This window comes from Fructobacillus cardui, assembly GCF_963580785.1.
Lineage (GTDB): Bacteria > Bacillota > Bacilli > Lactobacillales > Lactobacillaceae > Fructobacillus > Fructobacillus cardui.
The window spans coordinates 37,130-62,835 of sequence record NZ_CAUZLS010000004.1; the positions used below are offsets into that span (position 1 = coordinate 37,130).

Sequence of the window (25,706 nt, forward strand, 5' to 3'; positions counted from 1 at the left end):
ATTGTTGGCCTTTCGGCATTTATTATATTTATACTGGCGCGAAAAGAAAATGATGATTTTCAAGACAATCTAATTCGTTTGACACCTTCCTGAGGAATCTAACTTTCCAAAGGAGAATCATTATCATGATGGTACAACAAACCGCAGATAATCAGCCACATGGCGCATTGCTCATGCAAGGCGGCACTCAGAATAAAAGCTTGGAACAGGTGAACGGTACAATTGCCGTCCCGAAGTCCGGTTCGTTCTGGCGCCGCCTCCTCGCATTTTCAGGGCCGGGCGCATTAATCGCTGTCGGCTATATGGACCCTGGCAATTGGGTGACATCCGTTCAGGGTGGGGCATCCTACCACTATCTCTTGATGTCGGTCGTGATGCTGTCAGCTGCTATTGGTATGCTGTTACAGTATTTGGCTGGTAAATTAGGGATTGTAACCCAAGAAGATTTAGCACAGGCAACGGCTAAAAGAACGAAGAAGGCGACACGATATTTTCTCTGGTTCATCACGGAGCTTGCCTTGATCGCAACAGATATTGCCGAAGTAGTTGGTGGGGCGATTGCCTTAAACTTGCTCTTTGGCTGGCCGCTCTTGCTGACCGTCATCATGACGGCCTTTGATGTCATCTTATTGCTAGGGCTGATGAAGTTCGGCTTTCGTAAAATTGAAGCGATTGTCATGACCCTGATTTTAACGATTTTATTTGTTTGCTTATATTTGGTTTTCTTATCAAAACCTGATTTGGCAGGCGTATTTGGTGGCTTACTGCCACAAAAAGAAGTCCTTTCGACGCAGGCAATCCACGGATTGTCGAGCCCATTGTTCTTGACGGCAGGCATTATTGGTGCCACGGTGACACCGCACAACCTTTACTTACATTCATCGATTGTTCAGACCCGCCAAGTTGATAAGGACAATCCTGCCGAAGTTAAAGAGGCGATTAAGTGGATGGCCTGGGATTCAAACGGCCAGTTGACCTTAGCCTTTATCGTCAATGCTTTGCTTTTAATCGTTGGAGCGGCTCTCTTTTATGGCCATGCCAACGAATTGGCATCATTCAAGGGCATGTACTTAGCTCTACAAAATCAGCAAATGGCGGGTGCAATCGCATCGCCATTTCTCTCAACGCTGTTTGCGGTTGCGCTGCTGGCATCCGGACAAAATTCAACCATTACTGGTACCTTAGCCGGTGAAATCATCATGGAAGGTTTCTTACACTTTAAGATTCCGATGTGGTTGCGTCGCGTAATTACACGTGGCGTCGCGCTCATACCAGTGATTGCTATTGCTGTTTTGTATGGAGGTAACGAGCATGATTTGGATGCTTTGATTACTGGGACACAAGTTTTTCTCTCCGTTGTTTTGCCATTTTCGATGGCACCGCTCCTGTATTTCACTTCCTCAAAGAAAATCATGGGGCAGTTTGTGAATAAAAAGAGCGTGACCGTCATAGGTTGGCTCTGCTTTATTGTTCTAACTGTGATTAATATTTGGCTGGTTTTGGAACAAATGGGTCAGTGGTTTGGTTAGGAAAAACGACAATGATTCTGATTTAATTTAGAATAATTCCTGTTTTTATTGTGAAAAATCAGAGGAAACCACAAAAAGATTAAGTGAATTTTAAATCATTGTTATTCGTTAAGCCTTGGTATAAAAGCCTTTTGGCCAAAAATGTTGCAATAGGTTTGCAACATTACAAAAATATCACTTGACCTTAGAATTGTCAGGTGTAATATTTACTATAGACTTAGGAAGAAGTTATTGAGTTAAGTAGCTTTCATAAGCTTTCAACAACCAAGTTGAATGAAATCCTTTATGAAAATTATTTAGCACTTGAAAAAAACAACACGTGGTAGACGGACCAGTCTGCCTAAATTTCAATGAGGTCAGGGTGGCAGACTGCCCTTTTTGCTTTGGTCATTTTTTTCGAGTGAGAATTTGATTGCTTCGTCCCTAAGGAGAATTCCGAAGGAGAGATATTATGGATAATCCCGTAAAGAAGAGCCATTCTCTTATCGAACACACGGGCGATAAGAGTTTGGAAGAAGTAAACGGCACAATTGAAGTGCCAAAGGGCGCCCCTTTCTGGCGGCGTTTGATGGCTTTCTCAGGACCTGGGGCCCTGGTTGCCGTTGGTTACATGGATCCAGGTAACTGGGTCACGTCAGTAGCCGGTGGTGCTTCTTACCACTACTTGTTGCTGTCAATTGTTTTGATTTCTTCACTGATTGCGATGCTTTTGCAATACATGGCTGGTAAGTTGGGTATTGTCAAGCAAGAAGATTTGGCTCAGGCTACTGGAAACCGGACGAACAAGTTTGGCCGCTACTCACTCTGGATTATGACGGAGTTAGCGCTGATTGCGACGGATATTGCCGAAGTTGTCGGTGGTGCCATCGCCTTGAACTTGCTCTTTGGTTGGCCACTTTTGGTCACAGTGTTCTTGACGGCCTTTGATGTTATCTTGCTGTTGATGCTGATGAAGTTTGGTTTCCGCAAAATTGAAGCGATTGTTATGACTTTGATTATGACCATCTTGGTTGTCTTCATTTACTTAACAATCTTGTCAAAGCCTGACTGGGCATCATTGTTCTATGGCTACGTGCCACAACCAAAGGTAATTTCACCTGAATCACTTAAGGGCTTGCAAAGTCCTTTGATCTTGACTGCTGGTATCATTGGTGCCACGGTTATGCCACACAACTTGTACTTGCACTCATCAATCTCACAAACTCGTAAGGTTGATCACGAAAACCCAGAAGAAGTTCATGATGCTGTGCGTTTGATGACTTGGGACTCAAACATCCAATTGACGTTGGCCTTTGTGGTTAACACTTTGCTTTTGGTTGTTGGTGCTGCTTTGTTCTTCGGACATGCTCAAGAATTGGATTCGTTTAAGGCAATGTACAACGCCTTGGGTGACTCAAAGATTGCCGGTGCAATTGCATCACCAATCTTGTCAACGTTGTTTGCCCTTGCCTTGTTGGCTTCTGGACAAAACTCAACGATCACTGGTACTTTGACTGGTGAAATTATCATGGAAGGTTTCTTGCACTTGCGTGTGCCAATGTGGCTCCGTCGTGTTATTACCCGTGGAATCGCCTTGGTTCCAGTTTTGGCTATTACCATTATTTACGGTGGTAACGAGGCCCAGTTAGATAACCTGATTACTGCCACACAGGTCTTCTTGTCAATTGCCCTGCCATTCTCAATGGCACCATTAATCTACTTTACTTCTTCAAAGAAGATTATGGGCGAATATGCTAACAGTAAGTGGATTACTTGGACTGGTTGGATTTGTTTTGCTGTCTTGACTGCCATCAACATTTGGTTGGTTCTTGACCAATTCTTCCCACAATACTTCGGATAAATCAGTCAAGATAAACGAAGTCGTAACGATGTTCTAGCATTCACTGGAGGCAAATAATGGCTGAATTAAAATTAGATGTAGAACCAAAGCAATTTAAGACAATTCTTGTTGGTGTTGATGAATCAGAACAAGGCTATCACGCCTTGTCGAACGCGATTCACCAAGCCCGTGAAGATGATGCACAATTAATTATTGCAACAATTTTGGAAATGGGTGATTTGTCAACGATTTCCGCTTTGCACTTAGACTTCATCAAGGAAAAGCGTCAAGAATTGGAAAACAATCTGGCTAAGTACCGTGATTACGCACTTTCAAAAGGTTTGAAGAACGTGAAGGTTGTCTTCGATGATGGTATCAAGGCTGGTGAAATCTTGAATGATGAAATCGCACCACAGGTTGGGGCTGATTTGATCGTAGTTGGGGCTCACTCACATGAAGGCTTCTTTGAATCAATCGGTTCACAGGCTGCTTACATTGCCCGCAACGCTAAGATTTCTGTTTTGATCGTTAAGGATTAATTAGTTAAAAACTGGTAGCTAATGGCTATCAGTTTTTTTGTCTTCTATACATGAATAACTTTTCATGTTATACTAAAACAGAACTTATGAAAAGTTATTCATATAAAAGGAGCAGCTGATGACAGCGACATTGATCACAGGATTTTTTTCATATTTAGGAACAACATCTGACTACTTTGTAATTTTAGTTTTACTGTTTGCCACTTTTCGCAAGAAGTCGCAGGTGCGGCCGATCATTCTTGGCGCCTACCTCGGCAATGCTCTTTTAGTTGGGGCAGCTTTGCTGATTGGTGGGGTGCTAAAACAAATACCAGCTGAGTGGATTTTAGGTCTCCTGGGTCTGGTGCCGGTTGCTATCGGTGTAAAAAATTATTTCTCAAATGAGGAAGAAGAGGAGGGTGAGGCTTTTATTACCAAGGTCCAAGAAACGCCCAATCAGCGGATTGTTTTGACGGTCATTTTGATGACCATTGCTGGCTGTGGTGCCGATAACTTAGCGCTCTACATTCCTTATTTCTCGCTAGCTAATTGGGCAGCCTTACCAATCATCTTTTTGATGTTTACAGCAATTTTGACAATTTGCATTTTTTCGGCTTACCGATTGGCGAAGGTGCAGAAGGTTCAAGATCTTTTTGAACGCTATGGTGATTTAATGCAATTGCTAGTCTATGTGGCCCTGGGTATTTACATTTTATTTGATGCTGGAACAGTGACACATTTACTTTCCTTGTTATAATAGGGATATGAAAAAAGATGTCCAACATGAATTGAGTATAATTTTCAAATTGCTGGGGTCGGAAAGGCGTCTGGCGATTTTAGCCCTGTTGCGCGAGAAGCCTTGTTCGGTTTCTGAAATCGTGGACCAGCTCTCGATGGAGCAGTCTGCCGTTTCTCATCAGCTACAAATGCTGCGAGAGGCGCAAGTCGTGACGGTGGAAAAAGTAGGGCGGTCCGTCTACTACCAGCTGAACGATTCCCATATCTTAACCTTACTCAATAATGCCGAGCATCACGTGGACCACGTTTTGCGGCAAATGAGCCACGCTGAAGCGGTGGCTGAAGAGCAAGCTGAAACCAAGAAAAATCGTCAATAAAATTAATCAAAGAAAATGCATATTTTTATTGACAGATCTGTCTGCCGTTGATATACTAATATAGTTGTGAAATACAGCAAATGCCCTTGTGGCGGAATTGGCAGACGCGCTGGACTCAAAATCCAGTGGTGGCAACACCGTGTGGGTTCGACTCCCACCGAGGGCATTCATGAGAGCAAACAGCTAACAAAGTTAGCTGTTTTTTTCTTACCCAAATAATCAAAGAGAAAGACCGCAACCATGTCATCATGAGTTGCGGTCTTTTGATTGTAATTCAATTATTGATTAGTTTACTTGGGCATCGCCGGTCTGGTAGTTGATGGTAACACCAGGCTCGACGTTAAAAATCCAGTAATTCAGGTTTAAAGTCTTGCCGTTGTCTTCAACTGATTTGGCCATATAATGGACACCCTGTGGCAGTCGGTCGGTGCCATTATAAAGCGGTGTGACCTGGCCGCGAATGCTAATATTAGGGTTGGTTTTCAATGCATTGCGGATATCATCTTCGGGTACCAATTGCCCGGGATAGGCGTTTTCGACCCGAGTTCCCGTTGTCATATTTTCGGTCACCATGGTGGCCATTCCGAAGAATTGGTAGCCAACGATATGGGACTTATTCCAAAGAGCTTGTTTGCTACCGCCAAGGTTCACCTGTGGATTTTTATGGTAGCCGCCAACCCAGACACTTCCTGTAAAGTGGTCGTTGATGTACCAACCAGAAGGGCGAACACTTTCGGGAATGCGGGCGGGCCGCTTAGTGACTGTGTCCATGCTAGCTTTAGTAGCAACAAAGTTTGCTTGGCCGGACCGACCTAGCGAATCAAGGGCGGATAAGGCTAAACCGTTGGTTGGTCGTAACTTGTTACCGCTTTGAGCTGGGAAGGTCTGTTGTAATTCCTGGCTGGTAAAGGTGGCCTGATTTTGGTTAATGTGGACGATATCACCGTCGAGCGTGCCGTCCCATTTAATCTTTAAAAGATCTTGGTCGGAATTAGTCGTGGCAGCAGGCCGAGGGACACTCTTTGACCTATTCAGGCTTTGGCTCGCGGTATTTGTGTTTGTCTTTTGGTAACTTTGATTATGGCCATTTTTACCTGGTAAGAACGACAAAGCCGCCACAACCAGAATTAAGGCTGTGACGGCCGAACCAAAGTGCTTGGGCCGGTTGGGCCGCCGCTTATAAGAACTTTTTTTTGTCATTAGAAAGTCATTGCTCCTAAGAATTGTTTGATCCGTGGGTCAGTTGAATGGAAGAAATCCTCGGTTTTGCCATCATAGCCAACGTGACCATTGTCGATAAAGACAATTTTATCGGCCACTTGTTGGGCAAAGGCCATGTTGTGGGTGACGATAATCATGGAGGTTTCTTTTTGGGCTAATTCGCGCAGAACACGTAGAACTTGGGCTTCTAGCTCAGGGTCCAAGGCAGAGGTGGGCTCGTCTAAGAGAAGGTATTGGGGCTCCATTGCTAGCGCTCTTAAGATGGCTACTCGTTGTTGTTGTCCACCAGACAACTGGTAGGGATAGCGATTGGCTAACTCTTCCATATTGAACTGCTTGAGTAAGGCATGGGCCTTTTCCAAAGCTTGGTCTTGGCTGATTTTTTTAACCTTAGTGGGTCCTTCAGTTAAATTTTTGAGGACTGTTAAATGAGTAAAGAGGGCTTTTTCTTGAAAGACCATGCCGAAGTGCTTTCGGACATCGAGAACTTGCGCCTTGGTGAGGGTCTTATTCAAATTTAGGTCAAGTTCATCGACGATCAGCCGGCCGCTCGTTGGTCGCTCAAGCAAATTGAGTGAGTGCAGGAGAGTTGATTTTCCAGAACCAGAAGGACCGACAATGGCCGTTGTTTCCTCAGCCGGGAAGGTGACGGAAATGTCATCGAGGGCATTTTTATCGGGGTACTTTTTGCTTAAATTTTCAACTTTAATCATTGGGCAAACCTCGATGTATACTTTTCTAGGTAGTGTTGGCCAATCGAGAGAATCGACGTAAAGAGGGCATAGACCATGGCTACGAGGATGTACATCGAAAGGACCTTATAGTTCGTTGCGGCAATTTGCTGGGACAGGTAAAACATTTCCACAATTGTAATCACGGATGCCAGTGACGTGTCTTTTAACAAAGAAATCAGCGAGTTCGACAACGGCGGAATTGAAATGCGGGCCGCCTGTGGCAAGACAACGTAGAGGTAAACCTGCGTGGTTGTCATTCCAAGTGACTCGGCTGCCTGCTTTTGAACCTCGGAGACCGATGAGATAGCTGCTCGAATGGATTCGGAAGCATAGGCCCCGGTGTTCAGAGAAAAGACCGTGATGGCCGAAACCCAAGCTGATTGGAACAGGGCAATGTGGGCATTTGGCAAGCCGTAGAAAACAATGAACAATTGTACCAACATTGGCGTTGACCGGAAAAACCAGACATAGGTGGCGGCAACACCCTTTAAAATTTTCAAAGCGGCATCAGCCCAATCGTTCTGCGGTGCCTTGGCAACGCGAATCAAAGCGGTCGTGATGGCAAAGATAATTCCAAAGAAGAAGGAAATGGCCGTCAACGGCAGGGTGTATTGAAAAGCCGCCACTAACAGTCTTGGCAAGTATTTGATTGCCAGATCGATAAAATCTGTCATGAAAGAGTTCCTCTTTACTTTTATTAATTAGTCGTGGCTCAAGTCCATACCAAAGTACTTCTTAGAAAGCTTTGTCAAGGTACCATCCTTCTTTAACTCAGAGATGGCCTTGTTCATGTCCTTTTGCAAAGCAGCGTTCTTCTTGTTCATCAAAACACCGGTTGGTACAGATTGGATATCCTTTGAAATATCAACTGTGGTCAAATCAGCGTCTGGATTAGCCTTCTTCCAAGCGGCAAAGGCACCTTGGTCATTCAAAGAACCATCGGCGCGGTTCGTTGTAATCAAGTTCATGGCTTCAACGATACCGGCAACGGCCTTGATGTTGGCACCCTTTTGTTGGGCCACTTGGCCGTAGTTCGATGTCAATGACTGGGCCATTGTCTTACCCTTGATGTCAGCCAATGAATTCAAATCAGTTTCACCGCTACGCTTAATCAAAACTGACTTTGAGTAGAGGTAAGGTTCTGACATTCGGTAATTCTTTTCACGGTCGGGACGGATACCGATGTTGTTAATCACGGCATCGTAGCGGTCTGAGCCAAGACCGGCAATCAAAGAATCCCACTTTGTTTGAACGAAAGTAACCTTCATGTTCAATTTCTTACCGATAGCCTTGGCCATGTCGACTTCGTAGCCAACTAACTTACCAGAGTCATCATGGTAAGAAAATGGTGCGTAGGTTCCTTCTAGACCAACGGTTAAGGTTCCTGGCTTGATGGTCTCATCTTTTTTTGGTTGGTTTAGCTGGGCAAAACCAAAGATAGCGCCGATGACCACGATAATCCCGGCCAGTAAAATCAAAACTTTCTTATTCATCTTACTTCTTCTCCTCAAATAGGTAAAACAGTGCAAAATAAAACCGCCCCTAGTGTACACCAAGGGCGGTTTTTACGTCTGTAAATCAGATAGACCCACCCTAAAAAAGCGGTAAGTAACACTTTACCGCAGTCATGTTTGGGTTGTTAGTTAAGTTTTTAGCTAACATTAATCTTCTCCGATTTCTTTCTATCAGTGTAACGGGACAAGAAAACTTTGTCAACAGAATTGAACTGATTTTGCTAAAAAAGACAAAATTGGTTTACTTTCAAAATAGTCGGTTAAAAGCGATTGTTCGGCTTTTATTGCTGATTTTTCCAAAATGGTTTACTGGAAAGTCTGACTGAATGCTGGTTTGGCCACCTAGTCGGGCTAGCCGGCTTTTGCTATAATGAAAACATGGTATCGGTCATCATTTGACCAGAAAGGACTCATATGTCAGACAAGAAAACATTTTATATCACAACCCCAATTTACTATCCATCGGGAAAGTTACAATTGGGAAATACTTATACGACAGTTTTGGCGGATGCCGCTGCTCGTTACCATCGTCTTTTGGATGAAGACGTCTTCTTTTTGACTGGAACCGATGAACACGGGGAAAAGATTCAAAAGAAAGCGAACGAGGCCGGTACAAGTGAAATCGAATACTTGGACAAGATGATTAAGGACATCAAGGACCTGTGGTCATTGATGGGCATTTCATATGATAAGTTTATTCGAACGACTGATGAAGGTCACGAAAAGGCTGTCCAAAAGATCTTCCAGCAATTGCTGGATCAGGGTGACATCTACAAGGGCCAATACGAAGGTTGGTACTCTGTTTCCGATGAAGAGTATTTCACGGAATCACAGTTGGCTGAAGTTTACCGTGACGAAAACGGTAAGATGATTGGTGGTAAGGCACCTTCTGGTCATGAAGTTGAAAAGATTCAAGAAGAATCATACTTCTTCAAGATGTCCAAGTATGCTGACTGGTTGGTTGATTACTACAAGTCACATCCTGATTTTGTCCAACCACATGCACGAATGAATGAAATGTTGCAAAACTTCATTTTGCCGGGCTTGGAAGACTTGGCTGTAACGCGAACTTCTTCAAACTGGGGTGTTCCCGTTCCAGGTGATGAACGCCACGTCATTTATGTTTGGATTGACGCCTTAGCTAACTATATTACTGCCTTGGGTTACGATTCAGCTGATGATTCACTTTTGAAGAAGTTTTGGCCGGCTAATGTGCAATTGGTTGGAAAGGAAATTGTCCGTTTCCATATTATTTACTGGCCAATCATGTTGCATGCGCTTGGTTTGGAATTGCCAAAGGAAATCATTGGCCACGGTTGGCTGGTGATGAAGGATGGCAAGATGTCAAAGTCAAAGGGAAACGTGATTTATCCTGAAGACTTAACGGCCCGTTATGGTTTGGATGCTGTTCGTTACTACCTGTTGCGTTCAATGCCATTTGGCAACGATGGGGTCTTCTCACCCGAAGACTTTGTATCACGCGTGAACTTTGATTTGGCTAATGATTTGGGAAACCTCTTGAATCGAACGGTGGCCATGATTAATAAGTATGAAGATGGTGTGATTCCAGCCTTTACAACCGGTAAGACTGATTTTGATGAAGACTTGGACTTGGTTGTTGAAAAGCAGATTACAGAATACAACCAACACTTGAGTGCTGTTCATACAGCGGATGCGCTTGAAGCTGTTTGGGGTGTTGTTCGTCGTGCCAACAAGTACATCGATGAAACGGAACCTTGGGTTTTGGCTAAGCAGTCAGGCGAAGACGAAGACGCGAAGGCAGCTTTGCAATCCGTCTTGGCTCACTTGGCTGGAGCACTCCGTGCAGTTGCAGCGATGTTGCAACCGGTCATGACGGATGCGCCACGACAAATGTTTGCCCAACTTGGCTTAGATTACCCTGAAAAGGGCGTTTCTTTGGTTGATCTTGCCATCGATCAAGTGCCAGCCGGTACGAAGGTGGTTGCCAAGGGTGAACCAATCTTCCCTCGTTTGGACGTGGAAGAAGAGGTTGCCTACATTGCTTCATTGGTTTCAAAGGATACCAAGGGTAAGGGCCGGGCAGTCAAAGAAGCCGCTAAGCAGGGCGCAAAGGAGCAAGAAGTGAGCGAAGAAATCCAACATAAGGATTTGATTGAGTACGACGATTTTGATAAGGTCGAAATTTTGGCGGCTAAGATTACGGCTGCTGAATTTGTGGAAAAGTCAAAGAAGTTGATTAAGTTCACTTTGGATGATGGTTCTGACAAGCCGCGTCAGATTTTGTCGGGAATTCGTCAATGGTACCCAGAGCCTGAAGTCTTGTTAGGCAAGACAGTGGCAATCGTGGCCAATATGGCACCACGGAAGATGGCTGGCGAGTTATCAGAAGGAATGATTCTTTCTGCCGAAAAGAACGGCATTGTGACCGTTTCGGTTTTGCCAGAAATCATTGAACCTGGCTCAGGAATTGAATAAAAATCAGTAAAAAAGGCGGTTGCGTGAGCAACCACCTTTTTTTGTTTGTTTGAAGAAACGCTGGGTACGAAAAATGTTAGTAGTGCGGCATGGTGAAAGCGCTAGCCACCTAGGAATAAAGCCTTACTTCAATGGCCAAGCCCATGGGTCTTGGTGCCACTTGGCTAGGCGGGTATGGTCTTCATCACTAATCACTTTCTGGTTGGCCAATAACTTGATTAAACCGGTATAAGTCAAAAGTGGAGCAAAGGCAAAGCCAGCCTCTTGGAAGTTCTTGTCAGCATCGGGGAAACCATACGAGAAGATGGAAACCACACCGGCCACGTTGAAACCTTCGTTTTTGACGGCTTTTGCAGCGCCAAGAACGGATCCACCAGTCGAAATCAGGTCATCAATCAAGACCACTTGGTTATCTGCTTGGATAACACCTTCGACTTGGCGACCGGTACCATGGTCTTTTGGCTTGGAACGAACATAAACCATTGGTAAGTCTAATTCGGCAGCAACCAGGGCTGCTTGGGGGATGCCGGCAGTGGCAACACCGGCAATCACTGATACTTGAGGGTATTGCTCCTTAATCAATGCAGCTAAGGCTTTTGCGATGGCGTGGCGTGTTTTTGGATAAGAAATCGTTAGGCGCAAGTCGGTATAAATTGGTGACTGGATGCCAGAGGCGAAGGTAAAGGTGTCGTCGACCTTCAATTGGACGATTTTGTGATCGATTAAATCTTGGAGAATTGCTTCAGTTGAAACTGTCATTGGTAAAACCTTTCATTCTTTCTTTAATGGCTTTTTGTTGGTAAAAATTAGTTTTGCCAAGCACTTTGGTAGCGGAGCCAAGCAGCAACTGGGTCGCTTGCCTTGGTAATTGGCCGGCCAACGACGATGGCCTTGGCACCATCCGCAGCTGCTTGATCGGGACTAGCAACGCGCACCTGGTCACCCGTTTGGTCTTCTTGCATGCGAATGCCGGGGACAACGAAGAGAAAATCAGGACGCAAATGGGCGTTGAGTGTTGTCAACTCCAAGGCGGAGCAGATAACGCCGTCGCAGCCGGCCTGGTCCGCCATTTGGGCTAAGGCCAAGACCTGGTCCTGCATTGGCAGGGCCGCGTGCTGTTCGTTTTTCAGGACTTCATCAGAAATAGAAGTTAGCTCCGTGACTGCCAGGAGGGCAGGCATGTTGACGCTAGCCTTTGCTGCACCGATTTTCAAACCTTCCTTGGCAGCTTTCAACATGGCAGACCCACCCAGTGAATGAACGGTCACGTAGTCAACGCCGAGTTGGCCGATTTGAGCCATTGCCTGTCGGACGGTGTTGGGGATATCAAAGAGCTTAAGATCTAAGAAAATCTCGCAACCGCGCTTTTTCAAATCAGTGATAATGGCTGGCCCAGCTTGGTAGAAGAGCTCCATCCCGACCTTGACGGTTAATTGACTGGGGTCGGGAAAACGATCTAAAAAGGCTGTGACGGCGGCTAAGTCGTCAAAGTCCAAGGCAATCATTAGTGGTTTTTCCATGGTTACTCTCCTTCATGGGCAAGAAAAAAGACTATTCCCTAAAAAAGTTCAGAGAATAGTCTTATTGTGTTAAAAATTAAGCGTAATTTAATCATCTGGCTTCTCTGAACCAATTAATGACTAATGAAAGTATAAACTATCTGCCGGCTTTCGACAAATTTATTTTAAAACAAGTCCGAAGGAGTGTTTCCTTTGGGTTTCAAAATCAGTCCTGATTTTAAAGGAGGTCGCCGATGGCAGAATAACCAATGGTTGGGAAAATTGTCACCAAACGACTGAGTTGTGCTGGTGTGTACGCGAATTCAATGGCAGGCAAGAGGGCGTTAATAACATCCTCTGCATGTTCTGAAATTTCGATTGCACCAACCAAGTGCTTTTCCTTGTCATAAATCAATGAAAGGTGGCCTTCTTTTTCATAGTCGACCATGCGATACCAGTCATCCATGACATCCTTTTCAACGACATCATATTGGTCAGGGTGAGCGGCAGCTTCATCGAGTGTTACGCCGGCTTGGGCTAAACGAGGGGTCGTGAAGACCGTTGTCCCGATGGCTGGATAGTTGATGACTTTGTCATCTTGGCCTAAGAGGCGCTTGGCAACATACTGGGACTCAAATGTTGCCGTTGGGGTCAACTTTGGTTGGGCCTTCTTCACTACGTCACCGGTTGCATAAATATTCGGCACGGCTGTTTGGAGGTATTCGTTAACCGTAATCCCGGCCTTGTCGAATTCGATTCCCAGATCTTCCAGACCAAGGTCGGCAGTGTTTGGTGTGCGACCGGTAGCATCCATGACGTAATCGGCTTCATAGGTACCGGTTGAAGTTTTAACGGCAAAGCCAGAAGTAACTTGTTCGACACTTTCAGTTTGGCTATTCTTGACGAATGTAATGCCTTGTTTTTCAAGGGCTTGCACCAAGGCATCACTATAGCGTTGGTTAAATTCAGGTAAAGCGCGGTCAGAACGGAGAATAACAGTGACGGCAACGCCTGCAGCGTTCATCATTGCTGCGCTTTCGAGGCCGATATAGCCTGCCCCAATAATGACCATTTTGTCGGGCGCCTGGTCTAATGACAGGAAGTCCTTTGAATCATGAAGGTACTCAGCACCGGGGATGTCCAAGCGATTGGAGTGCATACCAGTGGCAATCACGATGTTTTCGGCTGTAACGGTTTGATCACCGATTGTCACAGTGTGGGCGTCGGCTAAGCGACCAGCACCGAAGTAGAACTTGATGCCCAATTCTTCCATCCCGCCTTGGATGGCCTTTGGGAAGATGGCGATGATTTCCTTTTTACGGGCCATGTTCTTGGTCCAGTCAATGTCGCCGCTACCTGAAACAATGCCGTTTGAAGCACGTAATTCACGTTGTAAGGAAACTGCGTTTTCCAGGATAACTTTGGCATTGCAACCCCAGTTTGGACAAGTTCCGCCGACCTTTTCTTTTTCGACAAAGGCGACTGTTTTACCGGCCTGAGCCAAAAGCGGTGCACCATCAAAGGCACCGTGGCCGGCCCCGAGGTACAAAACGTCGTAATCGTATGCTGTCATTTTCTAGATTCCTCCTAAGTTGAAAGCTTAATACGATTATCTCACAGTTTCTTTTGGAAATGAAATTTAAACTATACCAAATTGTCGTTTTCTTTACATGTTCAACTCATGATCTCAATAAAGAAAAAGGGTCTGTAAAGATAAAGATAAAGAGTAAAGAAAAAAGCCCATACCAACGTTAGTAGATGGCCCCATAGTTTCGTTATCCTAATCTTTGGTTTTCATCAGTTGGTCAAGGCTTTTTATTTTTGTTGCTTCTTGTCTTGCGTCAATTAGTTTAAGGCCAGGCGTTTTGACAAAGCGGGACGAACGACTAGGGCAATGATTAGACCAAAGGCACATTGGGCTATGTTACCGATGATCGAAGCAAAGCCTGTCGCCCAGCTGTGTGAAAGGAAGGCTGTGGCAAAGAAGTAGCCGACAACCATGACAAAGGAAGCCACGATAACGGCAATCGTTTGGCTCATCACTGATTTCTTAGCGCCAATCAATCCAGCCAAGTAACCCTCTAAGCCGTGAATGACCAAGGAGAAGGGAGCCCAGGCAGCATAGCCAGCTAAAAGATCCAAGAGCAAACCGGATAAACCACCAACAATCATTCCTGAACGGGCACTACCCAATAGCGCCACTAAGAAAATGCCGGCTTCCACTAAGTTGACATAGCCACCTGGCGTTGGAATTCGCACCACATAAGAAAGGGCGAGGTTTAAAGCAGTAATCACGGCCAAAGTCGTGATGGTTTTGGTAGTAAAGTATTTATTCATAATCATCTCTCCATGTATTTCATAATAATAGGAATATTATAGCAAGGATTTCAATGAATAAAAAAGACAGTTTTCTTTCAGTTATCCGACAAAATCAGGAAATGGTATGGTTAATTTTTCAAACAATTTCTAGTGAACACTTGCACTGGTTTCTAGCCTTTGTGTTATAATGTCCTTGTTGACATAAGTCAAAAAATTAATTGGAGGTCTACACACATGACTGTGAAGATTGGTATTAATGGATTCGGTCGGATTGGTCGTTTGGCATTCCGTCGTATCTTGGAACTTGGCGACTCAGCAGCTGATGTTGAAGTTGCAGCCATCAACGATTTGACTAGCCCATCAATGTTGGCATACTTGTTGAAGTATGACTCAACTCATGGAACTTTGGATGCTGAAGTTTCTGCTGATGAAACTGGTATCGTGGTTAACGGTAAGCATTACACTGTTTATGCAGAACGCGATGCAAAGAACATTCCTTGGGTTAAGAACGATGGTGTTGAATATGTATTGGAAGCTACTGGTTTCTATACTTCAGCCGAAAAGTCACAAGCCCACTTGGACGCAGGTGCTAAGAAGGTTTTGATCTCAGCTCCAGCTGGTGATGTACCAACTGTTGTTTATGGTGTAAACCAAGACATCTTGAAGGCTGACGACAAGATCGTTTCAGCTGGTTCATGTACTACACAGTCATTGGCTCCAATGGCTCGTGTATTGCAAGACCAATTTGGTGTTGAAGTGGCAACGATGACTACTATCCACGCCTTTACTTCAACTCAAATGATTTTGGATGGACCTAAGTCAAAGAAGTTCCGTTCAAACCGTACTGCTTCAGTAAACACTATCCCTCACTCAACTGGTGCTGCTAAGGCTATTGGCCTTGTTGTTCCAGAATTGAAGGGTAAGGTTGACGGTCACGCACAACGTGTTGCCGTTGTTGATGGCTCTGTTACTGAATTGACTTCTGTTTTGTCAAAGAAGGTTTCAGCAGACGAAATCAACGCAGCTATGAAGGCAGCTTCATCTGACTCATTTGGTTACAATGAAGACGAAATTGTTTCATCAGACATCATTGGTGACACTCACGGTGCTACTTTCGATGCTACTCAAACACAAATCGTTGAAGCCGGTGACAAGCAATTGGTTAAGACTGTTTCATGGTACGACAACGAATACGGTTTCACTTCAAACATGATCCGTACTTTGTTGCACTTTGCAAACGTATAATCATTTATATAAAGGAAGAACGCTTCGGCGTTCTTTTTTTGTGCAAACAATCTAATTTAAACAGATACAATAGAAACAAATGTGTACATAAAGAAATATATTTGATACAATGTTCTCGAGTTAACAAGGAGAAGTTTTAAAATGATGATGATTCATTAGTTGAAATGGAGGGCTATTTTCATGAAGTATAACAAGATGCAATTGACGAAAGTTAACAAACGTAAGGTTCTGAAAAAAGTCAAGAAGAATTGGGTAGTGCTTTCAATATCAGCTTTTGCCGTTGCTGGTGGCCTTACTTTTGCTAGTGAGGGGTTGACCACACCGGCTTTTGCTGATGGAAATGCATCCACTCAGACTAACAATCAGGTACAAACTTTTAATTATACTGATTTAGCCAAAGAAGGAATTGTGAAGACCGATAGTATTACGTGGTCATACCAAGACGGACAACAAATTCCAACCGGGACTTTTGATTCATTGCGTGGCAATGGTGGCACTTCTTCGGTGACCTTTACAATCAATGCCAATCAGACTCTGAAGCAAGGTGATACCATCAGCATCCCACTTTCGACCAATATCGCTAATCAGCCAGATATGCAGACTTTTAGCGTGTCAAATTTTAATAGTCAGGTTATCGAAAGTGCAACGAAATCGGTATTATCAACTAGTGTCTCTTATGATGCGGCTAGTCAAACGATTCGATTGCCCTTGAATGGATCTAGCTATGACTCCAGTCGTGCTCATCAGATTACTTTGAACTTTAATACGGTTTCTGGATCAGTTTTTCCAAAGTCCGCTGGCAATGGCACTGATTTATCCATTAGCGAAACGGTGGCGGATCAAACACATACCTATTCCTGGGCTGCTAAGCCAACACAAGCAAACTACCAGGAAAATAATACGCCACAGCAGATGAAGGGTAACGTTGCTGATGTGAGTTCAAGTGGTGTTTCAGCGCGGACAACGATTACGAATACAGATGGACTGCCCTTTACTCAGCCAGTTATTCTAAATGACGGAAAAGATTATATTCAAACAATCGATATTAAGGCAACAGCCTCTTCTCAGGGAAAGGTGACACCGGTCTATATCGAAGATGGTGGCTATTTCTGGCCTCATTTGGCATCAGCTAGTGGCTACGGACCAGCGACCGAGGAAGCGGGTTGGACCGATCAGGCAGCAAGTAATAATGGTAGCACCTCAAATGCGGTTGGGGGTGCACAGGTTGCGTGGACAAGCAAGGTTGACGGGGGTCAACCTGCAGCTAATCAGTATTCAGTGGTACGTGTATCAGATAATGAATTGAAAGTAATTATTAATTATGGCCCTTCGCAATATTATAAGTTAACGAAAGACCAATTTGAGCACGTAATTAAGTCTCAATATGCCAGTGTTTCTGACGATGTGATCGCACAAATGGAAAGCAAGTATGGGGATGGCCAGGGAAATGTTTATTTCCCATTTACTGTTTTAAGTAATTTTAAAGCGATTAATCCTAATAACGACAATCAACAGGTTCGCTACGATATTACTTTTTCTGATAACAAGGGTTTCTATGATAAGAAAACGCCTGTTTACACTAATGCAATTCTACACAATACTGCGAGTGGTCAGACGATGGTCACAACGCGTTACGTGGATGAAAATGGCAATCAATTAGCACCAAATGATGATACCCTTGGCTTTATGACTAAAGATAACTTTTCGGCAGATAGCTTATCGATTGATGGCTATACTCTAGACGAGAACAAGCTACCCGAAGGGGCTGTGAAGAATAGCGATGGTTCATACAGTGTCAATGGTACGTATAGCAAGGATGATGCGACGTATACTTATGTTTATAAGGCTAATACGACGAACACGAACCCTACTCCTGATCCATCAACTAGTACCACACCTTCTAATAATGGGGGTGGATCGGAAAGTGCTAGTGAATCAGCAAGCACCAGTGCATCAACCAGTACGAGCCAGTCTGAGTCAGCTAGTGCCAGTGCATCAACAAGTGCAAGTACCTCAACCAGTACGAGTCAACATGAATTAGTGAGTGCCAGTGTTCCAGTACAGACTAGCTCAGTGGCACCGGTGGACAATCCGAGTGCATTAGTCCAACCAGATCAAACAGTGACAGCTGTGACACCTTCATCTGTTTCACAGGCATCATCAGTTTTGCCACAAACAGGCAAGCAGCATGAGAGTGACAAGGACGCTTTTGCTTTGGCAGCTTTGGGTTTGTCTTCAGCGGTGTACTTTTTCGCACTAGGCAAGAACAAAAAGTAAGATGATAATATTAAATCAAAAAGAGCACCCGTGCTTTACGGGCGCTCTTTTTGACTGAACCACTGCAAAATCAGCCTCTTGTAACCGACCTTGCTTGTGCTCTCGTGGTAGACTGGGTTATACGAACAAGAAGAACATGAGGGCCAAGATGCAAGTTGCTATTTCGTCAGATAATCATTTGGATTTAAATAAGGTTGAAAACGAGTGGGCACTGGAGCAACAAGCCGCCTACCTGCAAAAAAATCAGATTGAGGTTTATGTCATTGCCGGGGATCTGTTTAATCGCTTTGATAAGACATTAGACTTTGCCCGCGACTTGCAGCGACGGTTAGGGCCGGCCACGGCAATCCGCTTTTTGGCCGGCAATCATGAAATGGGGGCGGGGGTCAGTTACCAGGAGTTGGAAAGTCCGGTGGATGACCTTTATTTCCACCATAAGACTCTTGATGTGGGTTCGGCCCGTTTGATTGGTAATAATGGCTGGTATGATTATAGTTTTGACCAAAACCAGCATAGTGTTGCGGAAATCACACGCTTCAAGCGTGAATTTTGGTATGATCGACGGATTGAACAGCCGATGACCGATCCAGAAAGGTTGGCCATTAACTTAAATCAGATGAAACAGGATATCAAAGAAGCAAAGAAGGTGGGGAAAACTCCAATCTTAATTAACCATTTTGCCCAGGAACAGGCCTTTATTGATCAAATGCCGTTTCGCATGGAACGGCTGGATGTGCTGCGGTCCTTTCTAGGCAGCCAGGCCGTTGGCGATTTAGCGGTGGTCAATCAGGTTCAGGCTGCCATTTCTGGCCACTTGCACCTTCATGTGCAGGCGTTGCCCATTCAGCAAACGACCTTTTATAACGCTTCGGTTGGTTATCGGACTCGTCGAGTCAAAGAATGGTTTAGTCATGACTTTATGACGGAGTGGCAAAATCGTTTGATTGTTCTCGACGTTTGAGGGCAATCAAACGATTTCGAAATGAAATGTGGAATAAGTATCTCTCTCACACTATGTCGGGCATTACAGTACGAGGCTGTGAAAGGGCTGATTTTTAATAATTAATATAGGTAGAAAGTGTTAAAATGAGTTGAGAAACGCTAATAGTTTGACTATCGAAATATTAACTGTTAGACTGTTTTTATTGTGAATTGAAGTTAACTAGGGCCATTCTCGGCCATTAAGAAAGGAAACCCTAATGCCAGTACTGACTACGACTGAAATTATGGACCTCATTCCAAACCGTTACCCAATCATCTATATGGACTACGTTGAAGAAATGGTTCCTGACGAATCAATCGTTGCTGTTAAGAACGTGACGATTAACGAACAATTCTTCCAAGGACATTTTCCTGGTAACCCAGTGATGCCCGGTGTCTTGATTATTGAGTCATTGGCGCAAGCAGCGTCAATCTTGATTTTGTCATCACCACAATTTAAAGGCAAGACAGCCTACATGACAGGTATCAATGATGCCAAGTTCAAGAAGATGGTTGTTCCTGGTGATGTTTTGAAGTTACATGTTACATTTGGCAAGGTTCGAGAGAACATGGGGACCGTTATGGTCACGGCTAAGGTCAATGATAAGGTCGCAACCAGCGCGGAACTAATGTTCGTGGTGGCACCTGATGAGCAAAACTGAGCTGGCTAACCAGCAGGTCAACATCAAGCAAATCAATCATGATTTGATGGAGATGTTTGCCAATGTTGTTTGGGTGGAGGAGTATGAGCTCAAGCAGAGCCCCTTTTCGGCCTTGACGGTCAAAGAAGTGCACACGATTTATGCTATCTCCATGTACGAGGAAAAAACTGCCTCGCAGGTGGCTAAGGCTGTCCACCTGAGTCCAAGTGCGATGACCACGGCCATCGATCGCTTAGTTGATAAGGGGTATGTCGAGCGTCGTCGATCAAAGGAAGATAAGCGGGTGGTGAAATTAGGTTTGACCCATCAAGGGCGAATCTTATACCGGGCGCACCAAGCGTTTCACTTTAAGGTAACCAAGGCTTTGTTGGACGATATGTCCATTGAAGAAGCGTTAGCGATGGAACGGGCGGTACATAACTTACAAGCTTACTTGAAGGCCTTAATTGATAGTTAGGCGAACGGGATTGTGAAAAATTATGGAAAACATTAAGATTGTCACCACGGCGATGCAAGTGCCAGAACGAGTGGTGACAAATGATGAACTAACGGAATTGATGGATACCAGTGATGAATGGATTTACCCACGGACTGGTATTCACCAACGTCACGTTGTGACAACTGAGAATACATCAGACTTGGCAACGAGTGTTGCCAAAAAGTTATTGGAACAATCAGGTTGGGGTGCCGCTGATTTGGACTTTATTATCGTGGGGACGATGTCACCCGATGCCCTTTCGCCTCATACAGCTGCGATTGTGCAAGGGAATATTGAAGCACCAAACGCTTTTGCTTTTGACTTGAATGCGGCTTGTTCTGGCTTCGTTTACGGCATGTCCGTTGCCTCTTCTTTTCTTTCATCTGGTCGTTACCAGAAGGGGATGTTTATTGGAGCGGAAGTGCTGTCAAAGCTGGTTGACTGGAAAGACCGGACGGTTTCTGTCTTATTCGGTGATGGCGCTGGTGGTGTTTTGCTTGAGAAGACAGACGAACCGGCTGGCTTGATTGCAGAAGAATTGCGGTCATTTGGTGACCGCGGTCAAGCAATCTTGACTGGCCGCTTCGCCAACAAGAATGCCTTTGCTGGTGAGATTTCACCACTCGATCCATACTTCCACCAGGAGGGTCGGAGCGTTTATAGCTTTGCCACGCGTGAAGTGCCTAAGGTGATGAAGAAGGCTTTGGAAAAGGCTGGACTTGAAGCCGACGACGTTGACTTTTACTTGGCTCACCAGGCCAACAAGCGCATCGTCGAATCCATGGCGAAAAACTTTGGCCAACCAATGGACAAGTTCCCAACAAACATGGAAGAATATGGCAACACATCGGCCGGTTCAACGGCCATCCTGCTCGACGAATTGCGTCGCAGTGGTCAGATTAAGCCCGGCATGAAGATTGCCTTTGTCGGCTTTGGCGGCGGTCTGGCGATTGGCGTCCAAATTTGGCAACTTTAACTAAAAAATAAAAAATCAGAATTGCGGTGTAGTAGACTGCACCGTAAAAATCCAACGTATTGCAATACGAACATCTATATAGGAGAGCATGCTCATGACTAACGAAGAAATTTTTGACAAGGTTAAGGAAATTTTGATCGACCAATTCGATTTGGAAGATTCAGAAGTTTCATTGACTACTAACATGACTGATGACATCGATGCTGATTCATTGGACTTGTTCGAAGTTTTGAACCGTGTCGAAGACGACTTCGACATCAAGTTGGAAGAAACTGAAGAAGTTAAGACTGTTCAAGACTTGGTTAACAAGATCAAGGACCAACTTGACAAGAAGTAAGCATCAAGCGGTTTTTAACCGCATACATACAGATAGATAAAATAAAGAGGCAGAGATTATGACATTTAAAATTGACAACCCCATTTTTGATAAATTAGGGATGAAGTACCCACTCGTTGAAGGTGGGATGACTTGGGCCGGTACAGGTGCCTTAGCTGCCGCTGTATCTGAAGCTGGTGGACTTGGTTTTATTGGAACTGGTTACTGGCATGGTGACGAAGTTCGTCGTGAAGTTCGTCGTGCCAAGGAATTAACGGACAAGCCTTTTGGGGTCAACGTGATGTTGATGTCTCGTCATATTCGTGAAGTCTTCGATGTGATTTTGGAAGAAGGCGTGAAGGTTGTGGCTACTGGTGCAGGTGATCCATCACCATTCTTGGAAGAATTGCATGCCGCAGGCGTAACGGTTATCCCTGTTGTCCCATCTGTTTCAATGGCCAAGATGATGCAACGTAAGGGTGTTGACGCTGTAGTTGCCGAAGGAATGGAATCAGGTGGTCACATTGGTCAAATGACAACAATGGCTTTGGTACCACAAGTTGTTGATGCCGTTGATATTCCCGTTATTGCCGCTGGTGGAATCGGTGATGGCCGTGGTGTTGCCGCTGCCTTTGCCTTGGGTGCCTCAGGGGTTCAGATGGGAACTCGTTTCTTGACGGCGACTGAGTCTGAAGTTCACCCAAACTACAAGGCCAAGGTCTTGAAGGCCCGTGATATTGATACGATTATCACTGGTAACATTGTTGGTTCACGTGTCCGTGTCTTGAAGAACAAGATGGCCAAGGAATACGTGAAGCGCGAAGTAGAAGAAATCGGTAAGCCAGAGCCTGATTACGAAACAGTTGAAAAGCTTGAATCAGGGACCTTGCGTGCCGCCGTTGTCGATGGTGACAAGAACGGTGGGGCCTTCATGGCTGGACAAATTTCAGGAATGGTCAATGATGAAAAGCCTGTTGCTGAAATCTTGGCCGAAATTTGGGCACAAGCAACGGACATCATGGGCATTGAAAACAAGGCAAAATAAGCGAGGTTTCTAATGAAAGTAGGACTGCTATTCAACGGTCAGGGATCACAGCAAGCGGGCATGGGGGCTGACCTCTATGAAAACTTGCCGGGCTACAAGGCTTATATTGATAAAGCTTCTGCCATCTTGGGCTATGACTTAAATGAGTTAGACCAAGACGAAGAAAAAATTCGACAAACACAGTACGCACAACCAGCCATTGTGGCAATGGATGCAGCCTTAGCTGCATCATTAAAGGGTGCTGGCTTAACGAATGTGGTTGCTGGTTTGGGCCTTTCGTTAGGTGAATATCCAGCCTTGGTTGCCAATGGCATTCTGACCTTTGAACAGGCAATCGCTTTGGTTAAAGATCGTGGTCAATACATGCAAGAGGTTGGCGACAAGAACCCTGGCAAGATGGTTGCGGTTTTGGATGATAACCAAGATATGATTGTTGAGGTTGTTGAAGGTTTGCAAAAAAAGGGCCTACAAGTTTACCCAGCTAATTTTAATACCTTTTCACAACTGGTTATTGGCGGTGTCAAAGCCGATGTTGACCAGGCTGTTGAGGCATTGACAGAAGCCGGTGTGAAAAAGCAGGTTGAGTTACCAGTTGTTGGTGCCTTCCATACGCCATTGCTAAACGAAGCCTCTGAAAAGATGGCAACGCGCTTGGCAGGAGAAGGATTTGGTGCAGGGGCTTATCCTGTTTATTCCAACACGACGAAGCAAGCCTTTACAGCTGCAACCGTCAAGGATACCTTGACGAAGCAGATTGTTTCGCCAACCTACTTTGCACAATGCTTGCAGGAAATCGTGGATGCCGGAGTTGATACTTTGGTTGAAATCGGTCCTGCTGCTACCCTCGTAAAATTTGCGAAGAAAATTGCGCCAAAGGAAGTTACCAAGTATACGGTGACGGACTTTGCTTCCTATCAAAAAATCGTTGATGCCATCAACGCAGAGAAAGGATAAGAATCCATGGACTTTACTAATCAAACCGTTTTGGTAACTGGGTCATCACGAGGAATCGGCTTAGCCGTTGCCCACGCCTTTGACAATGCGGGCGCCCGTGTTATCTTGCATGGTCGTTCTGCTATTAAAGAAGAAGTCATCAACTCCTTCAAGCAAAAGCCAATGACGTTGCAATTTGACGTTGCTGATGCTGAAACAGTTGAAGCAACTTTCAAAGACTTGTACAAGCAAGAAGGCTTTGAAGGTATTGATATCTTGGTGAACAACGCCGGGATTACCAAGGATCAGTTAGTAATGGGGATGAGTCCAGCTGATTTTGCCCAGGTTGTGAACACAAACTTGAACGGAACGTTCAACGTGACGCAACCCGTCTTTAAGAAGATGATCCGACAAAAGCATGGTGTGATTTTGAACATGGCTTCTGTTGTTGGCCAAATGGGCAATGTTGGTCAAGCTAATTATGCCGCTTCAAAGGCTGGTATCATTGGTTTGACAAAGTCTTTGGCTAAGGAAGGGGCGAAGCGCAATATCCGCGTAAACGCCATCGCCCCTGGGATGATTATTTCGGATATGACGGATGCCTTGTCAGACAAGGCGCGTGAAGCCATCTTGAATGAGATTCCTTTGTCACGGTTTGGTTCAATTGATGATGTGGCCGATGTTGCGCTATTCTTAGCCGGCAATGACTACATGACTGGACAAACGATTACCGTTGACGGTGGCCTTTATATTTAATAATCATCGTTCATTTTAAGTTACTGAGATTAGAAAGGAAGCGACAATGACACGAGTCGTAATTACTGGGATGGGGGCTGTTACCCCATTAGGAAACGATACAAAGACCTTCTTGGATGGCCTTTTTGATGAAAAATTAGGAATTAAGCCAATCACGAAGTTTGATGCAACTGAAACTGGTATTTCAGTTGCCGGACAGGTTGACGGTTTTGATCCAGCTTTGCGCGTTGGAAAGCGTGATGCACGTAAGTTGGACTTGTTCTCACAGTATGCTATTGATGCTTCTTACCAAGCCTTGGACCAAGCAGGTTTGTTGCCTGATGAAGGTTCAGAAGCAAAGTCAAAGGTTGCTAATTCAGAACGTTTTGGTGTTATCTTGGGAAATGGAATTGGTGGTTTGACAACTATCCAAGAACAAGTGATTAAGATGCACGAAAAGGGACCACAACGCGTTTCACCATTGTTCGTCCCGGAATCAATTCCGAACATGGTTTCAGGAAACGTTTCATTGCGCTTCGGTGCTCGTGGCGTGAACTTCACAGTCGTAACGGCTTGTGCCTCAGCTACGAACGCCATTGGTGAAGCCTTCTGGCGTATCCAATCGGGTCGTGAAGACGTGATGTTGACTGGTGGTTCAGAAGCGACTGTCAACGAAATTGGAATTGCTGGTTTCGCCGCTTTGACTGCTTTGTCAAAGGAAGAAGACCCTGCACAAGCTTCAAAGCCATTTGACAAGAACCGTCACGGTTTTGTCTTGGGTGAAGGTTCAGGAATCCTTGTATTGGAGTCCTTGGAACATGCTGAAGCTCGTGGTGCCAACATCTTGGCTGAAGTGGTTGGATACGGTGCATCATCAGATGCTTACCACATGACTTCTCCTGCCCCTGATGGTGAAGGAGCTGCTCGGGCAATGAAGGCAGCCTTGAAGGATGCTGATATCAAGCCAGAAGACGTTACTTATTTGAATGCCCACGGTACTGCTACCGGTGCAAACGATTCAGGTGAAGCCGAAGCCGTTGCTTCTGTCTTTGGTCCAAACTCTGTCTTGGTTTCATCAACGAAGGGCATGACGGGTCACCTTTTGGGTGCCGCCGGTGCCATCGAAGCCGTTGCTTCTGTTGGTGCTATCGACCGTGGTCAATTGCCAGTTAACGTTGGCTTTGATGAACCAGATGAGCACACAAAGTTGGTGAACTTGGTTAACGAAACGAACAAGAATACGGCTCCTGAATATGTTTTGTCTGCTAACTATGGTTTTGGTGGTCATAACGCAGCTGTTGTCTTCAAGAAGTGGTAAGAGGGAAGTTCAATA

Annotated in this window: 25 protein-coding genes and 1 tRNA gene; 18 read left to right on the top strand and 8 right to left on the bottom strand. The window is 44.9% G+C overall.

Annotated features, from left to right (window positions below; genetic code table 11):
- Positions 1 to 128 precede the first annotated feature (128 nt).
- The 6 genes from AABI20_RS04600 (at position 129) to AABI20_RS04625 (ending at position 5,147) form a co-directional block, all read left to right on the top strand.
- Entirely contained in the window at positions 129 to 1,529 is a 1,401-nt protein-coding gene (locus AABI20_RS04600; RefSeq protein ID WP_047974630.1) for an Nramp family divalent metal transporter, read from the top strand.
- Positions 1,530 to 1,980: 451 nt separating this feature from the next.
- Positions 1,981 to 3,369, top strand: coding sequence for an Nramp family divalent metal transporter (locus tag AABI20_RS04605; protein WP_047974584.1), 1,389 nt, complete (start codon positions 1,981 to 1,983; stop codon positions 3,367 to 3,369).
- Between the two features lie 56 nt (positions 3,370 to 3,425).
- Positions 3,426 to 3,887, top strand: coding sequence for a universal stress protein (locus AABI20_RS04610; protein ID WP_047974585.1), 462 nt, complete (start codon positions 3,426 to 3,428; stop codon positions 3,885 to 3,887).
- Positions 3,888 to 4,005: 118 nt separating this feature from the next.
- The gene (locus AABI20_RS04615; RefSeq protein ID WP_047974586.1) at positions 4,006 to 4,623 is read left to right on the top strand and encodes a cadmium resistance transporter; all 618 of its coding nucleotides are present in this window, start codon (positions 4,006 to 4,008) and stop codon (positions 4,621 to 4,623) included.
- Positions 4,624 to 4,630: 7 nt separating this feature from the next.
- Positions 4,631 to 4,981 (top strand): ArsR/SmtB family transcription factor, encoded by a 351-nt coding sequence (locus AABI20_RS04620; RefSeq protein WP_047974587.1) that lies wholly within the window; start codon positions 4,631 to 4,633, stop codon positions 4,979 to 4,981.
- Positions 4,982 to 5,063: 82 nt separating this feature from the next.
- Positions 5,064 to 5,147 (top strand) — tRNA-Leu (locus AABI20_RS04625).
- Between the two features lie 119 nt (positions 5,148 to 5,266).
- Here the strand turns inward: AABI20_RS04625 and AABI20_RS04630 are convergent.
- From AABI20_RS04630 to AABI20_RS04645, 4 genes are read right to left on the bottom strand one after another with little or no spacing between them, the layout of a single operon-like run.
- On the bottom strand, positions 5,267 to 6,181 hold the full coding sequence (locus AABI20_RS04630; protein ID WP_047974588.1) for a DNA/RNA non-specific endonuclease: 915 nt from the start codon (positions 6,179 to 6,181) through the stop codon (positions 5,267 to 5,269).
- The gene (locus tag AABI20_RS04635) at positions 6,181 to 6,915 is read right to left on the bottom strand and encodes an amino acid ABC transporter ATP-binding protein (protein WP_338345219.1); all 735 of its coding nucleotides are present in this window, start codon (positions 6,913 to 6,915) and stop codon (positions 6,181 to 6,183) included. Before AABI20_RS04635 ends, AABI20_RS04630 begins: the two co-directional genes overlap by 1 nt.
- The gene (locus AABI20_RS04640) at positions 6,912 to 7,610 is read right to left on the bottom strand and encodes an amino acid ABC transporter permease (protein WP_338346906.1); all 699 of its coding nucleotides are present in this window, start codon (positions 7,608 to 7,610) and stop codon (positions 6,912 to 6,914) included. The genes AABI20_RS04635 and AABI20_RS04640 overlap by 4 nt, the downstream gene beginning before the upstream one ends.
- 27 nt (positions 7,611 to 7,637) lie before the next feature.
- Entirely contained in the window at positions 7,638 to 8,429 is a 792-nt protein-coding gene (locus tag AABI20_RS04645; RefSeq protein WP_047974591.1) for a transporter substrate-binding domain-containing protein, read from the bottom strand.
- Positions 8,430 to 8,864: 435 nt separating this feature from the next.
- Here AABI20_RS04645 and metG point away from each other — a divergent pair, with 435 nt between their 5' ends.
- Positions 8,865 to 10,907 carry a methionine--tRNA ligase gene (gene metG / locus AABI20_RS04650; protein WP_288846575.1) on the top strand — a complete coding sequence of 681 codons (2,043 nt, stop codon included), beginning with the start codon at positions 8,865 to 8,867 and terminating at the stop codon, positions 10,905 to 10,907.
- Between the two features lie 123 nt (positions 10,908 to 11,030).
- Here metG and pyrE read toward each other — a convergent pair whose 3' ends face one another.
- The 4 genes from pyrE to AABI20_RS04670 all read right to left on the bottom strand — a co-directional run bounded on the left by pyrE (position 11,031) and on the right by AABI20_RS04670 (position 14,743).
- Positions 11,031 to 11,666, bottom strand: a complete 636-nt coding sequence (pyrE, locus tag AABI20_RS04655) for an orotate phosphoribosyltransferase (protein WP_338346910.1) — start codon at positions 11,664 to 11,666, stop codon at positions 11,031 to 11,033.
- Between the two features lie 47 nt (positions 11,667 to 11,713).
- On the bottom strand, positions 11,714 to 12,427 hold the full coding sequence (gene pyrF, locus AABI20_RS04660; protein WP_338345224.1) for an orotidine-5'-phosphate decarboxylase: 714 nt from the start codon (positions 12,425 to 12,427) through the stop codon (positions 11,714 to 11,716).
- Between the two features lie 217 nt (positions 12,428 to 12,644).
- Complete coding sequence (locus tag AABI20_RS04665; protein WP_338346912.1) at positions 12,645 to 13,979, bottom strand: dihydrolipoyl dehydrogenase family protein; 1,335 nt, start codon at positions 13,977 to 13,979, stop codon at positions 12,645 to 12,647.
- A gap of 272 nt (positions 13,980 to 14,251) precedes the next feature.
- Complete coding sequence (locus AABI20_RS04670; RefSeq protein WP_288846579.1) at positions 14,252 to 14,743, bottom strand: ECF transporter S component; 492 nt, start codon at positions 14,741 to 14,743, stop codon at positions 14,252 to 14,254.
- Between the two features lie 216 nt (positions 14,744 to 14,959).
- On the opposite strand from AABI20_RS04670, the gene gap reads away from it, so the two are divergent.
- The 11 genes from gap to fabF all read left to right on the top strand — a co-directional run bounded on the left by gap (position 14,960) and on the right by fabF (position 25,691).
- Positions 14,960 to 15,970 carry a type I glyceraldehyde-3-phosphate dehydrogenase gene (gene gap, locus AABI20_RS04675; RefSeq protein ID WP_047974598.1) on the top strand — a complete coding sequence of 337 codons (1,011 nt, stop codon included), beginning with the start codon at positions 14,960 to 14,962 and terminating at the stop codon, positions 15,968 to 15,970.
- A 180-nt stretch (positions 15,971 to 16,150) separates the two neighbouring features.
- Positions 16,151 to 18,247, top strand: coding sequence for a MucBP domain-containing protein (locus AABI20_RS04680; RefSeq protein WP_288846582.1), 2,097 nt, complete (start codon positions 16,151 to 16,153; stop codon positions 18,245 to 18,247).
- 148 nt (positions 18,248 to 18,395) lie between these two features.
- Positions 18,396 to 19,208, top strand: coding sequence for a metallophosphoesterase (locus tag AABI20_RS04685; RefSeq protein WP_338345229.1), 813 nt, complete (start codon positions 18,396 to 18,398; stop codon positions 19,206 to 19,208).
- A 238-nt stretch (positions 19,209 to 19,446) separates the two neighbouring features.
- Positions 19,447 to 19,890, top strand: coding sequence for a 3-hydroxyacyl-ACP dehydratase FabZ (fabZ, locus tag AABI20_RS04690; protein WP_047974602.1), 444 nt, complete (start codon positions 19,447 to 19,449; stop codon positions 19,888 to 19,890).
- Positions 19,877 to 20,347 (top strand): MarR family winged helix-turn-helix transcriptional regulator, encoded by a 471-nt coding sequence (locus AABI20_RS04695; RefSeq protein ID WP_047974603.1) that lies wholly within the window; start codon positions 19,877 to 19,879, stop codon positions 20,345 to 20,347. Before fabZ ends, AABI20_RS04695 begins: the two co-directional genes overlap by 14 nt.
- Positions 20,348 to 20,369: 22 nt before the next feature.
- On the top strand, positions 20,370 to 21,344 hold the full coding sequence (locus AABI20_RS04700) for a beta-ketoacyl-ACP synthase III (protein ID WP_047974604.1): 975 nt from the start codon (positions 20,370 to 20,372) through the stop codon (positions 21,342 to 21,344).
- A 94-nt stretch (positions 21,345 to 21,438) separates the two neighbouring features.
- Positions 21,439 to 21,681 (top strand): acyl carrier protein, encoded by a 243-nt coding sequence (locus AABI20_RS04705; protein ID WP_047974605.1) that lies wholly within the window; start codon positions 21,439 to 21,441, stop codon positions 21,679 to 21,681.
- A gap of 58 nt (positions 21,682 to 21,739) precedes the next feature.
- Positions 21,740 to 22,705, top strand: a complete 966-nt coding sequence (locus tag AABI20_RS04710; RefSeq protein ID WP_047974606.1) for a DUF561 domain-containing protein — start codon at positions 21,740 to 21,742, stop codon at positions 22,703 to 22,705.
- A 12-nt stretch (positions 22,706 to 22,717) separates the two neighbouring features.
- Positions 22,718 to 23,659, top strand: a complete 942-nt coding sequence (locus tag AABI20_RS04715; RefSeq protein WP_338346914.1) for an ACP S-malonyltransferase — start codon at positions 22,718 to 22,720, stop codon at positions 23,657 to 23,659.
- A 6-nt stretch (positions 23,660 to 23,665) separates the two neighbouring features.
- Complete coding sequence (locus tag AABI20_RS04720) at positions 23,666 to 24,394, top strand: beta-ketoacyl-ACP reductase (RefSeq protein WP_203618889.1); 729 nt, start codon at positions 23,666 to 23,668, stop codon at positions 24,392 to 24,394.
- Between the two features lie 46 nt (positions 24,395 to 24,440).
- Positions 24,441 to 25,691, top strand: a complete 1,251-nt coding sequence (gene fabF, locus AABI20_RS04725) for a beta-ketoacyl-ACP synthase II (protein ID WP_047974609.1) — start codon at positions 24,441 to 24,443, stop codon at positions 25,689 to 25,691.
- Positions 25,692 to 25,706: the final 15 nt, after the last annotated feature.

Coding starts and splice junctions, on each gene's coding strand:
- AABI20_RS04600 (WP_047974630.1), top strand. CDS start 129: ATGGTACAACAAACCGCAGATAATCAGCCACATGGCGCATTGCTCATG.
- AABI20_RS04605 (WP_047974584.1), top strand. CDS start 1,981: ATGGATAATCCCGTAAAGAAGAGCCATTCTCTTATCGAACACACGGGC.
- AABI20_RS04610 (WP_047974585.1), top strand. CDS start 3,426: ATGGCTGAATTAAAATTAGATGTAGAACCAAAGCAATTTAAGACAATT.
- AABI20_RS04615 (WP_047974586.1), top strand. CDS start 4,006: ATGACAGCGACATTGATCACAGGATTTTTTTCATATTTAGGAACAACA.
- AABI20_RS04620 (WP_047974587.1), top strand. CDS start 4,631: ATGAAAAAAGATGTCCAACATGAATTGAGTATAATTTTCAAATTGCTG.
- AABI20_RS04630 (WP_047974588.1), bottom strand. CDS start 6,181: ATGACAAAAAAAAGTTCTTATAAGCGGCGGCCCAACCGGCCCAAGCAC.
- AABI20_RS04635 (WP_338345219.1), bottom strand. CDS start 6,915: ATGATTAAAGTTGAAAATTTAAGCAAAAAGTACCCCGATAAAAATGCC.
- AABI20_RS04640 (WP_338346906.1), bottom strand. CDS start 7,610: ATGACAGATTTTATCGATCTGGCAATCAAATACTTGCCAAGACTGTTA.
- AABI20_RS04645 (WP_047974591.1), bottom strand. CDS start 8,429: ATGAATAAGAAAGTTTTGATTTTACTGGCCGGGATTATCGTGGTCATC.
- metG (WP_288846575.1), top strand. CDS start 8,865: ATGTCAGACAAGAAAACATTTTATATCACAACCCCAATTTACTATCCA.
- pyrE (WP_338346910.1), bottom strand. CDS start 11,666: ATGACAGTTTCAACTGAAGCAATTCTCCAAGATTTAATCGATCACAAA.
- pyrF (WP_338345224.1), bottom strand. CDS start 12,427: ATGGAAAAACCACTAATGATTGCCTTGGACTTTGACGACTTAGCCGCC.
- AABI20_RS04665 (WP_338346912.1), bottom strand. CDS start 13,979: ATGACAGCATACGATTACGACGTTTTGTACCTCGGGGCCGGCCACGGT.
- AABI20_RS04670 (WP_288846579.1), bottom strand. CDS start 14,743: ATGAATAAATACTTTACTACCAAAACCATCACGACTTTGGCCGTGATT.
- gap (WP_047974598.1), top strand. CDS start 14,960: ATGACTGTGAAGATTGGTATTAATGGATTCGGTCGGATTGGTCGTTTG.
- AABI20_RS04680 (WP_288846582.1), top strand. CDS start 16,151: ATGAAGTATAACAAGATGCAATTGACGAAAGTTAACAAACGTAAGGTT.
- AABI20_RS04685 (WP_338345229.1), top strand. CDS start 18,396: ATGCAAGTTGCTATTTCGTCAGATAATCATTTGGATTTAAATAAGGTT.
- fabZ (WP_047974602.1), top strand. CDS start 19,447: ATGCCAGTACTGACTACGACTGAAATTATGGACCTCATTCCAAACCGT.
- AABI20_RS04695 (WP_047974603.1), top strand. CDS start 19,877: ATGAGCAAAACTGAGCTGGCTAACCAGCAGGTCAACATCAAGCAAATC.
- AABI20_RS04700 (WP_047974604.1), top strand. CDS start 20,370: ATGGAAAACATTAAGATTGTCACCACGGCGATGCAAGTGCCAGAACGA.
- AABI20_RS04705 (WP_047974605.1), top strand. CDS start 21,439: ATGACTAACGAAGAAATTTTTGACAAGGTTAAGGAAATTTTGATCGAC.
- AABI20_RS04710 (WP_047974606.1), top strand. CDS start 21,740: ATGACATTTAAAATTGACAACCCCATTTTTGATAAATTAGGGATGAAG.
- AABI20_RS04715 (WP_338346914.1), top strand. CDS start 22,718: ATGAAAGTAGGACTGCTATTCAACGGTCAGGGATCACAGCAAGCGGGC.
- AABI20_RS04720 (WP_203618889.1), top strand. CDS start 23,666: ATGGACTTTACTAATCAAACCGTTTTGGTAACTGGGTCATCACGAGGA.
- fabF (WP_047974609.1), top strand. CDS start 24,441: ATGACACGAGTCGTAATTACTGGGATGGGGGCTGTTACCCCATTAGGA.